Source organism: Bradyrhizobium sp., assembly GCF_004799405.1.
Taxonomy (GTDB): domain Bacteria; phylum Pseudomonadota; class Alphaproteobacteria; order Rhizobiales; family Xanthobacteraceae; genus Bradyrhizobium.
Window position 1 is genome coordinate 1 of the sequence record NZ_SSMW01000004.1, and the last position, 13,660, is coordinate 13,660.

Genomic DNA, 13,660 nt, shown 5'->3' on the forward strand with positions numbered 1-13,660 from the left:
CCTAACCATTGAAGCGGCGCGCCGCGACTATTCCGTTGTCTTGAAACCGGCGCCCCTCGCAGTCGATACGGCGGCCACAAGCCGGCTAAGAGGAGCGGCGTATGGCAAGCCACAATAGTAATCTAGATCTCATTCCTGATGCCTATTCGTCGCGAGCTCGGCCCGCTGTCTTTGGTCAGCGCGTCGCCGTTTCTGCAGCGCATCCTCTTGCAGCGGCGGCTGCTCTTGAAGTGGTGGCACAGGGTGGGGGAGCAGCCGACGCGACCATTGCTGCACAAGCGGTCATTTCGGTGGTTGCGCCGGAAGCGGGAGGGCTTGGCGGCGATGCGTTCTTCCTGGTGCGTAAGGGTAATGGCGACATTACGGCCATAAATGCGGCCGGGCGCTCTGCTTCAGCTTGCTGCAGCGCTGTCGCCGACGATGGAACCAGTGTAACGGTGCCGGGCGTTGTGGCGGGTTGGGGTGAGCTCTCGGCACGGTTCGGCAACGTACCACTTGGCACTGCGTTGGCGCCGGCAATACGAATCGCCCAAGCAGGGTTTATGGTCCGCCCCGAGACGCTTCGCGCCTTGGCGGCTCAAAAACCGCGACTAGTTCGAGGCGGCGCTCAGCAATGGCCATTCTTCGATGCGCGGCCCAGCGAGACAGTTCACCTGCCGTTGTTGGCCAAGACTTTAGCGGCCGTCGGGCGTTTCGGTGCCGATTGGTTTTACGAAGGCTCTCTTGGAAATTCCATCGTTGATGCTGTCGTCCAACACGGAGGAGTTCTTTCTCAGTCGGACATGGCAAAGCACGCCAGTGTTGTGACCGAACCGCTTAGTTTGTCGTGGAGAGGATTGCGCATACACGTTCAGCCGCCGATGTCTCAGGGCGTCCTGCTGCTCATGGCGCTCGCCGGTTTTGATCAGTTAGAGCTGTCGTCATTAGAGCGCGACCACGCCGCAATAGAGCTTGCAAAAGCCACGTTCGCCTTCCGCGATGAGGTGAGCCAAGGGGACGCGCTTCTGGCGAAGCCATTGACGGTCAATCTTGACCGAGCCAGTGAACGTACTGGACCACGAAGTTATCTACATACTGCGGGCGTAGCCGCTGCGGATGGAGATGGTGTGATTGTCTCTTCGCTCATCAGCGTATTTGACGATTTTGGCTCGGCTATCTATGTGCGGGATGGCGACTTTGTGCTGAATAACCGAGCAGCCGGGTTCACGAACGCGCCTAACGACTATCGTTCCGGCGTGCTCCCTATCCATACGCTCGCCCCGATCCTTGTCGATACAGGTAGTGCGTGTTTCGCTCTGGCGACACCCGGGGCAGATGGTCAGGTGCAAACGCTTCTGCAGATATTGATTGGACTAGCTGTGGAGGGCCTTGACCTTCCGAGTGCGATTGATCGCGCGCGTTGGCGTTGTGAAGATGGTCGGCTTCTCGTAGAGGCCGGTTATCCGGCTGCCGAGCAATTCGCCGCGCGCAAACATCAGGTAATTCACGTGGCTGCCGGCGACACGCGGTTTGGTGCGGTTGTTTGTGCAGGCTTGGCCGAAAATCGGCCCTTCGCATGTTCCGATTGGCGAAGGGAGACTTGGTCGCTCGCCGGATGAATGCCGAAGAGGCGCTCATTGCATGAGACGTCGCAATAGATTTCAGGGGAGAATGGCCTTGAACCGGCTCGGCGGGTGAGCCGCGTCTCCAAGCCTCGCATAAATGATTGTTCAGGCGAGGTGATTTCAGAATCTTCCATATTTTCGAATACGATAATATATTTCCTATTTGACAAATATTGTCACAATGGCCATAGTTTTTCACGAAGAAAGCATGTACCGCATGCGATCGCCACGGAACGGGAGGCGTTACGAGCCGGCAAGTATCTTCAGTCCGCGTCGCGAAGTACGAATTTTTCTGTTTGGAAATCTAGCGCGGGTCTGTGGTTGCGAAGTCGTCGAACCGTTGGGCGCGCCAGTTCTCGAGCGCCTCTCCGGTCGCATGATGTAGCTCATTTCCGGATCCAGAGCTGATCACCAGAGGTTTAGCGCCAGGCCTCGAGATGGAGGGGAACTATGTCAGACAGCGTTCGTACCGAAGTAGGTGTTCGGCCAGTCACAAAGGCGGAATTGCGAAAGGTGGTTTTCGCAGCCTCGTTGGGGACAGTTTTCGAATGGTACGATTTCTATCTCTACGGCAGCTTGGCAATCTTCTTCTCCGCCCTGTTTTATCCCTCGGACAATCCGACAGCGGCTTTTCTCGCTGTGCTCGCAACGTACGGGGCCGGGTATGTCGTGCGCCCCATTGGGGCGCTCGTATTTGGGCGAATCGGGGACAAGGTTGGGCGCAAGGTCGCGTTCATAATCACGATCACCGTAATGGGTATTGCGACTGCGGCCGTCGGCGTCATGCCGACATTTGCTTCGGTGGGGTATGTTGCGCCGGCTTTGCTCCTTAGCTTGCGCCTTCTCCAGGGCTTTGCCCTGGGTGGGGAATACGGGGGCGCTGCGGTCTATGTCGCGGAGCACTCGGCACCAGGTGAACGCGGATACCAGACGAGCTGGATTGCAACAACGGCTACTACAGGGCTCATCCTGTCCCTGTTTGTGATTCTGGGCTGCCGACTCGTTCTTGATGCAGCGAGCTTTGCAGCCTGGGGCTGGCGAATTCCGTTTCTATTCTCGCTGCTGCTCCTGGCTGTCTCGGTTTATATCCGCCTTCAGCTCAGTGAATCTCCGGCGTTCAAGAAAATTCTGTCCGAGGGGCGCACATCAAAGGCACCTATCTCGGAGAGTTTCGGCGAGTGGAAGAACTTAAAACTGGTTCTAATCGCACTCTTTGGCGCGGTCGTGGGCGAAGGCGTGGTATGGAATGCAGGTCAATTTTACGTGCTATTTTTTATCACTGGAACGCTCAAGGTTGATTATCAGGATGCCTATCTGCTGATATCGATAGCCTTGATTCTGGGCACTCCATTTATCGTGTTGTTTGGATGGTTGTCCGACAAGGTTGGTCGCAAATGGGTAATGCTGAGCGGATTTTTCCTCGCGGCATTGACATTGATGCCGATCTACATGGCAATTACGGAAGCCGCGAACCCAAAGCTGGCTGACTTTCTGCGGACGACGCATATCACGGTCGAAGCGAAAGACTGCAACTTCAATGTTTTTTCGAAGCCATCGACAGATTGCGACAAGGCCCGAGACTTACTAACGCGCGCTGGCGTCAACTACGAACTTAAGCCCAGTCAGACCGCCTCCGTCACCACACGGATTGGCGACCGCGAGATCCTTGGCTTCGACGAAGCTTCCATTAGAAGCGCAATGAAGGCAAACGGTTATCCGGAAAAAGCAGATCCGGCGCTCATCAATCGTCCGGCAGTAATTGGACTCATCGTGGCTCTCATGTTTATGGTTGGACTCGTGTTTGGTCCAGTCGCAGCCTTCTTGGTCGAACTGTTTCCTACGCGCATTCGCTATACGGCGATGTCTCTGCCCTACCACGTTGGAAACGGCGTCATCGCTGGCTTTCTTGCATTCTTCGCCACTGCATTCAGCGTATACGCGGGAAATATCTATGCCGGCCTTTGGTATCCAATCGGATTTGCAGTATTGTCCCTTGTGATAGGCACACTTTTTCTTCCTGAGACAAAAGACTTGTCTCTGGATCGGTGATTTGGGCTGTTTTGCTGCACCAAAGAGGGCGAGTATCGGAGCTGCTCTCGGCCGCCGTCCGGCGCGTGTGACGATTTCGTCCAGAACGGCGCAGCGATCTGGGTGGACTGAAAGCGCGGAAACTGCGAGGCGGGGTCGGCCCGAAGAGATCGTATCGCCATCGGCTACTGAGAAGGTCGAATGTCGAAGATACTGAGTCAGGACTTTCAGTTCCTCTTCAATCCGAAGCCAGTGCGGAGTGAGCGTTATGCGTCGAAGGGAAGAGATAGGATTCTCAATCTCGAAGCGCTTCGGCGCGCGCGGTCGGAAATCGTCTCGTGGCCTGGATATAAGCCAACGAAGCTGCGCGGTCTGAACGGGCTGGCCGCAACCGCCGGCGTGCGGTCGATCCTTTACAAGGATGAAGGTGCGCGCTTCGGCCTCGGCAGCTTCAAGGCATTGGGCGGCGCGTATGCGGTCGCCTCCTATCTCCAACAGGCAGTAAAAGCTCGGACAGGTGTACGTCCGAGCACCGCGGACTTGGCGAACGGCAAGCTCCGCGACGTGACGTCGTCGATCACAGTCACGTGCGCTACGGATGGCAATCATGGCCGATCGGTCGCCTGGGGTGCTCAGAAGTTCGGATGCCATTGCATCATCTACGTGCACGCGGGCGTCAGTCGGGGGCGGCGTGACGCGATCGCTGTCTACGGTGCCGACGTCAGGGGAGTGGCGGGAACCTATGACGACGCGGTGCGGCTGGCGGCGAAGGACGCCGCAGCGAATGGCTGGCAGGTCGTATCGGACACGTCCTACGAGGGCTATACGGAAGTTCCTCGCGATGTCATGCAGGGCTACGGTATCATAATGGATGAAGTCGTCGATCAGCTTCCGAAAGGAGCGTTTCCGACCCACATCTTTGTGCAGGGCGGCGTAGGCGGCCTTGCGGCGAGCATTTGTTCGTACGTTTGGGAAAGGTTTGCCGACAAGGCCCCCATGTTCTTCGTTGCGGAGCCGCAAAAGGCTCGGTGTCTCTTGCTGAGTGCGAAGGCCGGACGGCCGACTTCGGACAAAGGTCCTCTTGACACCATCATGGCGGGGCTTGCCTGTGGCGAGGTTTCGTTGCTCGCTTGGGATATCCTCGACGAGGGAGCCGACGGTTTCATCGCAATCGAAGACGAAGCCGCCGCGGAAACGATGCGCGTGCTCGCAGATGGACGGTTTGGCGATGAACCAGTTGTCGCCGGCGAGTCAGCCGTCGCCGGCTTGGCAGCAATGTTGCTGCTGGCGGGAGAGCCGGAAACTCGCCGGTCCGCCAAGCTCAATTCGAACAGCGTCGTTCTTGTCATTGGGACGGAAGGCGCGACCGATCCCATGATATATTCTGAGATCGTCGGCCGGCCGGCGGAGACGGTGGCACCCGGCTGGGCATCCGCTCAGGCATTAGAGGCTCTCTGATGCCGCTCGCAGCGGAGCTTGTAAAAAAAATCGATCAAGATCGCGAAGTGCTGGTCGATCTTTGCGCCCGGCTAGTCGCCGAACCGAGTATGAACCCTCCCGGCAGGACGGCCGAAGTGGCGACCGTCGTGCAGAAGTTCCTCGCAGATCACGGCGTCGTCAGCGAACGGATCGCGGTGGACGAAGAAACGGCGAACGTAGTTGCGTCCCTCGTCGGTAAAGGATCGGGCCGGCACGTGGTGTTCAATGCTCACATGGACACCATGCAGGCCGGAGACGAGAACGCGTGGACAGTGCCGCCCCTTGCCCTCACACGAAAGGATGGATGCCTGTATGGGCTTGGTATGGGAAATCTCAAAGGCGGTCTCGCCGCAATGGCGCTGGCGACGGTGGTCTTGGCCCGATATCGGGATGCCCTGCCGGGCAAGTTGAGCTTTACGGCCGTTTGCGACGAAGTCATGTTCGGTACGCGTGGAACCGAACACCTTCTCGAAGTGCGCCCCGATCTAACGGGTGACTTCATGATCAGCGCCGAAGGGCCGGGGTTCATGGACTTTGCTATCGCTGAAAAAGGGCTGCTCTGGGTCGATATCGAGACGCACGGGGCCGCCGGCCACTCGTCGCGAGCGCTTCGCGGCGAAACAGCGGTCAGTAAACTCGCGCGTATCATTTCCGAAACCGATGCCTTGAACGACACGTACGCGACTCTGCCCACAGATCTGGAAGGCGTGTCGGGCGGAGAGGGAAACTTCGGTCTCCGCTTGTCAGCAAGCGCCGGGATCGTGGATGCAGGCTCAGTGCGGAGCTTGATTCCGCCAAAAGCTAGTGCGCGCTTTGACATGCGTCTGCCTCCAGGGATCACCATCTCTGATCTCAAACGATCGTTGGAGGCCCTAGCCGCTAAAATTCCGGGGACGCAACTTTCATACCCGAAAGGCTGGGATGCAAGTTGGGAGCCTTTGGGCAGCGAGTTGACGAAGAGCTTTGGATCGGTGGTCGAAAAGGTGCGAGGAAAGGCTCCGCGTTATGTCGTAAGACTGCCAGGAAGCGATGCCCGCCATTGGCGTGACCGTGGCGTTCCGGCCATCTGCTATGGACCCCAGCCTACGCTTTCCGCTGGTGTGAATGACTACGCCAACGAGCAAGATGTGGTCGATTGCGCCAAGATCTATGCGGTCGCTGCTTTAAGATTGATGGGGAGGGGAGAATGACGAAAAAGTTCCTGGCGGTTGGCCATAGGCTCTGAGTTCTCTGCGGGCTCAGTCGTCTGTCCTCGGATAGCAAATGATGGAAAGGAAACGAATCGGTAATTTGACCATCTGTTCCGGTCCGTGGGGAGCATCCGCGTCGAAAAAGAGACTGTCACCAGGAGTCATGGTGTAGCGCATATCGCTGTGCCGATAGACGACTTCTCCCTCAAGCATATGCAAAAACTCCATTCCGGAATGCTGGAAAAGAGGAAAAACATCGGACTCCTTCGTCAAGGTGATCAGATAGGGCTCCACTACAATCTTCGAACTCGGTTCGGGACTATATCCGAGCAAATGATACTGATGGCCGTTGCGCGTTCCGCGCCGTTCGATCGAAAGGCCTTCGCCTGCCTTTACGAAACTAGCGGAGCGGCGCTCTTCGTAACGACGAAAGAATGTCGTTATCGGCACTCCGAGCGCACGCGAGATTGCCTGCAGCGTGGTCAACGACGCCGAAGTGTTCCCATTTTCAATTTTCGAAAGCATCCCCAGCGAAATGCCGGTTGCTGCAGAGAGATCGGAGATGTTGATGCCAAGCTTGTTCCTGCCGGCACGCACTTCTCTTCCTATCGCGACTTCCAGAATGCTGTCCCGCGTACCGGCAAGGGCGTGCGGGTCCTGGCTATTCATCTTGGCGGGCGCCAGCGGCGCTTTCACCCCCTTGGAGCGTTTCCATTTGGCAACGTCATCAGCCTCCTTCTTGACTGATGCTGCCGTTCTTTTATTTTCGCCGCTGGCTCTGGCCATTTCTAGTCCATTTCGCATGCGGTCAGGACAGCAATCGTTCGGCGTCCTTTACGCGGCCGCCAAACTCTTCAGCAGCATCCTTCAGGCAAGCTAACATGTAGCTTGAGCAGGTGCTATCAGCCAACAGGTGGTAGATTCTCCGCTTTTCGAGGTCGGCACGTAGGACAATCGAATTCAGTCGCGCAACCGAGGTTTGAGCGATAGAAAGATCGCCGAATACCGATGGCCGAAAGTCCACGGCGCAGAGTTTGGCAAGCATTTCAGGGACGCGGTCGCCCTCCAGGGCGAACCACGCGTGGGTATGGCACCGCGGCATGAGGTACGAACCTTTCGCGTCCTCAATGTGCCATGTGGTCTCGAGTTCTTCCAATCTGGTATTGTTGCCGCCAAGTGAACCGAGCAGAAACACTTCAGTCGCGGCCAGGACCAGGCACAACGTACCATCATCTTGCCGGAACGCGCGATTGGGTTGGTTTTCAAATGTGAGCCCGCGCGCTTGCATGGCGCTAAGAGTGCCGCCTCCTTTGAAGCCGCTCCTTGGCAGAAAGCTCAGGTTGAAAATCTCGATCGATGACAGAGCCATCTTACATTTCCTGCCGCTTGTTTTCAGGATCGTAGAACGGCGTGGGGACCACTTCCGCTTCCACCATACGTCCTCCATCCACGCGGATGCTGAAGCGAGTAGAGGGCAGCGCGAGTTCAGTCGGTAGATAAGCCAGCCCGATAACTTTGCTAAGAGTTGGCGACCGTACCACCGACGTGACGCGTCCTATGATGTTGCCGTCCTGGATTGCTAGGTGACTTTCCTTCGGGCACGGCGACGCGGCGTCGGCGAGCGTAAAGCCGACCAGTTTGCGCTTGACACCCTTTGCGATCTGCATATCGACGGACCGCTTACCCAGGTACGAAGGCTTTGTCTTCGACAGTGCCCAAACCATGTTGGCCTCCGCCGGATTCGTCAACCCGTCGGTATCCTGGCCAATGATGATGTGTCCTTTTTCGAGGCGCAGTACGCGCTGCGCCTCGACGCCGAACGGCGTGATACCGAAATGTTTTCCTGTGTCGATCAGTCTGTCCCACAGCTTAGCGCCGAACCCTGAAAGGCAATGGATCTCGTAGCCGAGCTCCCCGACAAATCCGACACGCAGAATCTTCACGGATATGCCGGCGATGCGCCCGATCCGCACAGCGAGATAAGGAAAGGCACCTGCTGAAAAATCGATATCGCTTTCAAGTTTTTCGAGGACGGCCCTAGAATCGGGGCCGGCCACGTTCATTCCTGCGTAGGCTGCTGTTACGTTGGCGATATCAACGTCCATGCGCCAGTGCTGATTCCAGAACCCCAGCAGTCGGTAGACCTGGTCGACGGCGCCGGTTGTTGCGGTGACGTAAAAGTGTTGTTCGTGTAGACGACAGGCGACGCCGTCATCTATGATGACGCCACTCTCATCCGTTAACAGGGCATATCTCGAGCGTCCAACCGGTTGCTTGAGAAAATTGAAGGTATAAACGCGATCGAGGAATGCCGCGGCATCCGGCCCGCGTATTTCGAGTCCACCCAAGGTCGAGACGTCGATGATGCCCACGCCGTTCCGTACTGCCGTTACCTCGGCGGTGATCGCGGCATTGCCGCGTTGCTTTGGTCCGTAATATGCCGGCCTCAGCCAAAGACCGACCGGTGTGAACGATGCGTCGAGTTCCACGTGTCGTTCATGCATTGCGGTCAACCGAGTCGGTTCGAAGCCGCGCCCCGCCAATTGACCGAATTTCTCGGGTACCAGTGGCGGACGAAAAGTGGTAGTTCCAATCTCCTCAACGCTGCGGCCGGTTGCGCGAGCCACCAATCGGATGGTGTTTATATTTGCATGACGACCTTGGCTCGGACCCAGGCCGGCCGTTGAATAGCGTTTAACCAGCTGAATGTCGTCGTATCCAGCTTGGACAGTATCATCGATATCGCAGGTCCGGAGGTCTTCGTCGAAATCGACGAATTCCTCTCCGGCCGACGACTCCGTAATAGGCCAGTGATGTGTAATCGTCCTGGCCGAATCGTCTTGGGCCGGCGCTACGGGGGTTGAATTCGTTCCCAACGCCATTTGAGCTGCCGACTTTCCGACATCCGACGAACTTGCGCCGATCGAGGCGTCAGACCAGATCCCACCTACCGACCCTGTAACGGCGATCCCGCGCGGCAGGTCCGTAGCCCGGTGCATCGCAATCTCGGGGTCGTAGTACACTTTCGCGCCGGTATGACAGGCCAGGTTGATGGCCGGTGAATAGCCGACACTCATGACCACGAGGTCACACCCAACCCATTCGGCCCGTCCACGCTTGTCCCGATCCAGCATCGGGCCGACGGCTACGGCCTCGACGCGGGCCTTACCCTTCGCTTTGACCACGGTCGAATTGAATATCACGCGGATACCCAGTGCCTCCATCTTACTAGCGCCAGCCTCGTTGGCGTTGCCCATGTCCACTATGGCAGCCACCTCTACGCCAGCCTCGAGAAGATCCAGAGCAACATCGTAACCAAAGCGGTTCGAAGTAACGATGACCGCTTTGGAACCTGGCTTGACGCCATATAATCGCATCAGGCGCTGGGCCGCGTCGGCAAACATGATTCCCGGAAGATCATTCTTCGAAAAGACCAGAAGTTGATCATAACCACCGCTGGCCAGAACGGTTTGCTTGGCGCGAATCTTGAACAGACGATTTTCTTTTAGGGCCGACGCCCAATTATCCGCAAACAGTCCACTCACCGTGGTGTTGTTTAAAATTCGGAGATTGGGACAACGCTCGACCTGAGAGACAAGTTCGGATCGCTTTGACTCAGCTGCAGCGCGACTGCCGGAAATGCGACCGTAAAGGAGCGAGCCGCCGAGTACAGGCCACTCGTCGATGAGTAATGTATCCGCTCCGGTAGATGCGGACGCGATCGCAGCATGAAGGCCAGCCGGTCCTCCACCGACCACGAGAACGTCGCAGAACAAGTATTGCTTGTCGAAATAGCCATGATGCGCTCGCGGATCAAGCGACCCCAGCCCCGCCAATGCTCGGATCGGTCTTTCGAAGAAACGCCATGCGCCGCGAGGCCTAAAAAATGTCTTGTAGTAGAACCCGACCGGCAAAAAGCGCGAAAAAAGGCCGAGCACCGCGAGCCAATCGCGGTCGAGTTTGCCGATTCGATTGACGGAGATCACCTGCATTCCTGCCGCGATTCCATGACGGTCGCCTCTTACATTGGGCTCCGCACCCACCTGCACCATGCTGTTCGCGTCGTGGCCGGCCATGGTGAGCACGCCTCGCGGGCGATGATACTTAAAGGAACGTGACAGGACATGACGGCCCGACGCCATCAATGCGCTTGCGATGACGTCGCCATCAAAGCCATTGTAGGTTTCGCCATCGAACGTAAACTTCAGAGGTTTGTTGCGATCGAGCAAGAAACCCCAGCCCTTCGCCTCAAGCCTAAAGTTTTCAACGGTCATGGTGCGTCATCCGTAAAATAGTCCGAAGGTTTTTTTGTCCAGAGGATCTCATCGGTCAGCCTGTTACGGCGCGCGACGAAGAGATAGTTGCTTGGCGAGTGCAACCACCATTCATCGACCTCGCCAGCGGTATTGTCTTCGATGAAAAGATAATCGGTCCACTCGGCGTCGGAACAATTCGCCTGATCGGGCACCTTCTTGACATCGCCCATCCATACGAATTCCTGAATGTTGCGCGGGCCGTTGAGGGGGCAATGCATGATCTTCATGAGCGTACTCAGTGACCGACCGAAGCCGCGCCTTTTTCCCCAACCAGGTCGAACGAGCCGAATCGCCCGAGAGCAAAGGGTGCGAGAAGTTCGGGTTGCCGTCCGGTCGCGACGCATTCAGCCATGCGAAATCCGCAGACCGGCGTGGCCTTGAATCCCCAAGTACCCCAGCCCGAGTCGATGTAGTAGTTGCGAACTGGCGTCAATCCCATGACCGGAGAAAAGTCCGGCGTCATGTCGGCGATTCCCGCCCATTGCCGTAGGACGCGAAGCTCGGCCATGAACGGGAACAACTCAAGCATGTGGGCCATTAGTCCTTCCTTGAAGTCCAGCGTCGAGCGCGACGAGTAAAGTCCGTAAGGATCGGTAGCTCCGCCCATGACCATTTCGCCGCGCGCACTCTGTGATATGTAGACATGCAACGATCCCGAGACGACGATCTGATCGAGAATCGGTTTGACCGGTTCAGACACACAAGCTTGCAGCGGTATTGTCTTGATCGGGAGACGAAATCCGGCAAGCGCCGACACGCGGCTCGACGAACCCGCTACAGCCTGAACGACCTTATCGGCAAATATCTTGCCTCGGCTGGTGTCGACTCCAATGACCCTGTCGCCCTCCTTGAGGATGTTTACGACTTCTGTCCCAGGGTGGACTTCGACACCGCGCGCCATCGCTCCTTTGGCATATCCCCATGCGATCGCGTCGTGGCGCGCCAAAGCGCCGGGAGGATGATAGAGGGCGCCAAGTACCGGATATCGCACGTCCTCCGAGACGTTCATGATCGGACAGAGACGGGCTACATCCTTCGCATCGACGACTTCTGAATCGACGCCGAGATGCTTGTTCACCTCTGCGCGCCAACGCGCCGTGCGCATGGCGGCATCGGTGTGGGCCAGGGTGAAATGCCCGCGTTCCGAATACATAATGTTGATGTCGAGTTCCTGCGACAATCCCCGAAACAGCTCGACCGATTCCTTGTAGAATGCAACGCCCTCAGGCGTGAGGTAATTGGCACGAATGATCGTGGTGTTGCGTGCGGTATTGCCGCCGCCCATCCATGCCTTGTCGAGGACAGCTATGTTGGTGATTCCGTGGCGTGTCGCGAGGTAGTAGGCGGTCGCGAGACCATGGCCGCCGGCACCGATGATGACGACGTCGTAGTGCTTCTTGATCTCCGACGGCCATTTGAGCTGAGGAGCGTCCCGACGGCGCGGGTTCAGGCCGTATTTGAGCAGGGCAAATGGCATGTTCTACCGATGTTCGGCTGGGCCGTTCAGTCGAATCGCATATTGACAACATATTCTCAATAGGAAAATTTGTTTCTTGCTATTGAAATTGTCGCGCGCCCTTGCTAAGAAAAGGCGACTAGGTTTGCGCGAAGGTTTTTCAATGTGTGGAATTGTTGGGCTGTTTCTGAAAGATCGAGCGCTCGAGGGCGATTTGGGCGGCATGCTCTCGGGGATGCTGGCCACAATGTGCGATCGTGGCCCCGATAGCGCGGGTTTCGCCGTATACGGCCCGACCGAGAATAGTCAGGTCAAATTGACGGTACAGTCGCAGGATCCGTTGAGGTTCGAAGCGCTGCAATCCGCGCTCGCCAAGGCGCTGGGGAGCAGCGCTGCGCTCGTCTTGAAAGACACACACGCGGTGATCCGATTGGAGGATGGTGTTGTCGGGCAAGCTCGCAGTGTCCTTGAGGAGCAGTTTCCGGACCTTCGCGTGCTGGCATCCGGACGAAGCATCGAGATCTACAAGGAAGTCGGGCTTCCGACGGACGTCGCGGATCGTTTCGGCCTCGCAGCGATGAGCGGTACACATGGTATTGGTCATACGCGCATGGCGACTGAGTCCGCGGTCACAACGATGGGGGCCCACCCGTTTTCCACCGGTGCTGACCAGTGTCTGGTTCACAATGGTTCGTTGTCGAATCACAATAACCTGCGTCGCGAACTGAAGCGTGAGGGCCGGATCTTCGAGACGGAGAACGATACCGAAGTCGCAGCGGCGTATCTCTCAGCGCAGATGGACAAGGGCTTGAGCCTCGGCGGTGCTCTAGAAAAAAGTCTTGGTGACCTCGACGGGTTCTACACATTCGTGGTCGGTACGCGTGATGGCTTCGGAGTCCTACGTGATCCAATTGCCTGCAAGCCGGCCATTCTCGCCGAAACCGATCGTTATGTGGCCTTCGGTTCGGAATACCGCGCGCTTGCCGGACTTCCCGGCATCGACAAAGCCAAGGTGTGGGAGCCCGAGCCGGCGACCGTATACTTCTGGGGTCGTTGATCATGCGTAAATTCGATCTTGCGACTTCCGAGCTACGCAGTCTCAATCAGGCTCTCCATGAGCTAGGAGAAGGTACGAACGAAACGTACTGGGAGATCGTCAATCCTCGCGGCTCTCACGCAGTCGCGGTCGGAGTGAATGCTCCGCTCAATATCACCGTGCACGGTAGCGTCGGGTATTACTGCGCGGGCATGAACCGCCAAGCCAAGATCGTCGTGAACGGATCGGCCGGGCCAGGGGTTGCGGAAAACATGATGTCGGGTGAGGTCATCGTAAAGGGAGACGCAAGCCAGTATGCCGGCGCTACTGGCCATGGCGGGTTGCTTGTTATTGAAGGCAACGCATCTTCGCGTTGCGGCATTTCGATGAAGGGCATCAATATCGTGGTGCGCGGCAATATCGGTCATATGTCCGCCTTTATGGCGCAGGCGGGCAATCTCGTGGTATGCGGCGATGCCGGTGATGCACTTGGGGATTCGATTTACGAAGCCAGGTTGTTTATCCGTGGCTCGGTGAAGAGTCTTGGATCG

General features: G+C 57.3%; 11 protein-coding genes. 6 read left to right on the plus strand and 5 right to left on the minus strand.

Annotated features, from left to right (window positions below; genetic code table 11):
• The first annotated feature begins 101 nt into the window (after nucleotides 1-101).
• The 4 genes from E7813_RS01410 to E7813_RS01425 all read left to right on the plus strand — a co-directional run bounded on the left by E7813_RS01410 (nucleotide 102) and on the right by E7813_RS01425 (nucleotide 6,301).
• Nucleotides 102-1,598 carry a gamma-glutamyltransferase gene (locus E7813_RS01410; RefSeq protein WP_291570126.1) on the plus strand — a complete coding sequence of 499 codons (1,497 nt, stop codon included), beginning with the start codon at nucleotides 102-104 and terminating at the stop codon, nucleotides 1,596-1,598.
• Nucleotides 1,599-2,054: 456 nt separating this feature from the next.
• Nucleotides 2,055-3,653 carry an MFS transporter gene (locus E7813_RS01415; RefSeq protein WP_291570128.1) on the plus strand — a complete coding sequence of 533 codons (1,599 nt, stop codon included), beginning with the start codon at nucleotides 2,055-2,057 and terminating at the stop codon, nucleotides 3,651-3,653.
• A 180-nt stretch (nucleotides 3,654-3,833) separates the two neighbouring features.
• Nucleotides 3,834-5,090 (plus strand): diaminopropionate ammonia-lyase, encoded by a 1,257-nt coding sequence (locus E7813_RS01420; RefSeq protein ID WP_291570130.1) that lies wholly within the window; start codon nucleotides 3,834-3,836, stop codon nucleotides 5,088-5,090.
• Nucleotides 5,090-6,301: a M20/M25/M40 family metallo-hydrolase gene (locus tag E7813_RS01425; protein WP_291570132.1), complete on the plus strand. Its 1,212-nt coding sequence runs from the start codon at nucleotides 5,090-5,092 to the stop codon at nucleotides 6,299-6,301. The genes E7813_RS01420 and E7813_RS01425 overlap by 1 nt, the downstream gene beginning before the upstream one ends.
• Nucleotides 6,302-6,349: 48 nt before the next feature.
• Here the strand turns inward: E7813_RS01425 and E7813_RS01430 are convergent, their stop codons facing one another.
• The 5 genes from E7813_RS01430 to E7813_RS01450 form a co-directional block, all read right to left on the minus strand.
• On the minus strand, nucleotides 6,350-6,970 hold the full coding sequence (locus E7813_RS01430; protein ID WP_291570142.1) for an XRE family transcriptional regulator: 621 nt from the start codon (nucleotides 6,968-6,970) through the stop codon (nucleotides 6,350-6,352).
• A gap of 139 nt (nucleotides 6,971-7,109) precedes the next feature.
• Complete coding sequence (locus E7813_RS01435; RefSeq protein WP_291570133.1) at nucleotides 7,110-7,670, minus strand: hypothetical protein; 561 nt, start codon at nucleotides 7,668-7,670, stop codon at nucleotides 7,110-7,112.
• Nucleotide 7,671: 1 nt separating this feature from the next.
• Nucleotides 7,672-10,575 carry a 2Fe-2S iron-sulfur cluster-binding protein gene (locus E7813_RS01440; RefSeq protein WP_291570135.1) on the minus strand — a complete coding sequence of 968 codons (2,904 nt, stop codon included), beginning with the start codon at nucleotides 10,573-10,575 and terminating at the stop codon, nucleotides 7,672-7,674.
• Nucleotides 10,572-10,844, minus strand: a complete 273-nt coding sequence (locus tag E7813_RS01445) for a sarcosine oxidase subunit delta (protein WP_291570137.1) — start codon at nucleotides 10,842-10,844, stop codon at nucleotides 10,572-10,574. The genes E7813_RS01440 and E7813_RS01445 overlap by 4 nt, the downstream gene beginning before the upstream one ends.
• Before the next feature lie 8 nt (nucleotides 10,845-10,852).
• Nucleotides 10,853-12,094 carry an FAD-dependent oxidoreductase gene (locus E7813_RS01450; RefSeq protein ID WP_291570138.1) on the minus strand — a complete coding sequence of 414 codons (1,242 nt, stop codon included), beginning with the start codon at nucleotides 12,092-12,094 and terminating at the stop codon, nucleotides 10,853-10,855.
• Nucleotides 12,095-12,236: 142 nt separating this feature from the next.
• Here E7813_RS01450 and E7813_RS01455 point away from each other — a divergent pair, with 142 nt between their 5' ends.
• Both E7813_RS01455 and E7813_RS01460 read left to right on the plus strand, forming a co-directional pair.
• Entirely contained in the window at nucleotides 12,237-13,130 is an 894-nt protein-coding gene (locus E7813_RS01455) for a glutamine amidotransferase family protein (RefSeq protein ID WP_291570143.1), read from the plus strand.
• A gap of 2 nt (nucleotides 13,131-13,132) precedes the next feature.
• Nucleotides 13,133-13,660, plus strand: a 528-nt coding sequence (locus E7813_RS01460; protein WP_291570140.1) for a protein GlxC, incomplete at its 3' end; no start/stop codon positions are given.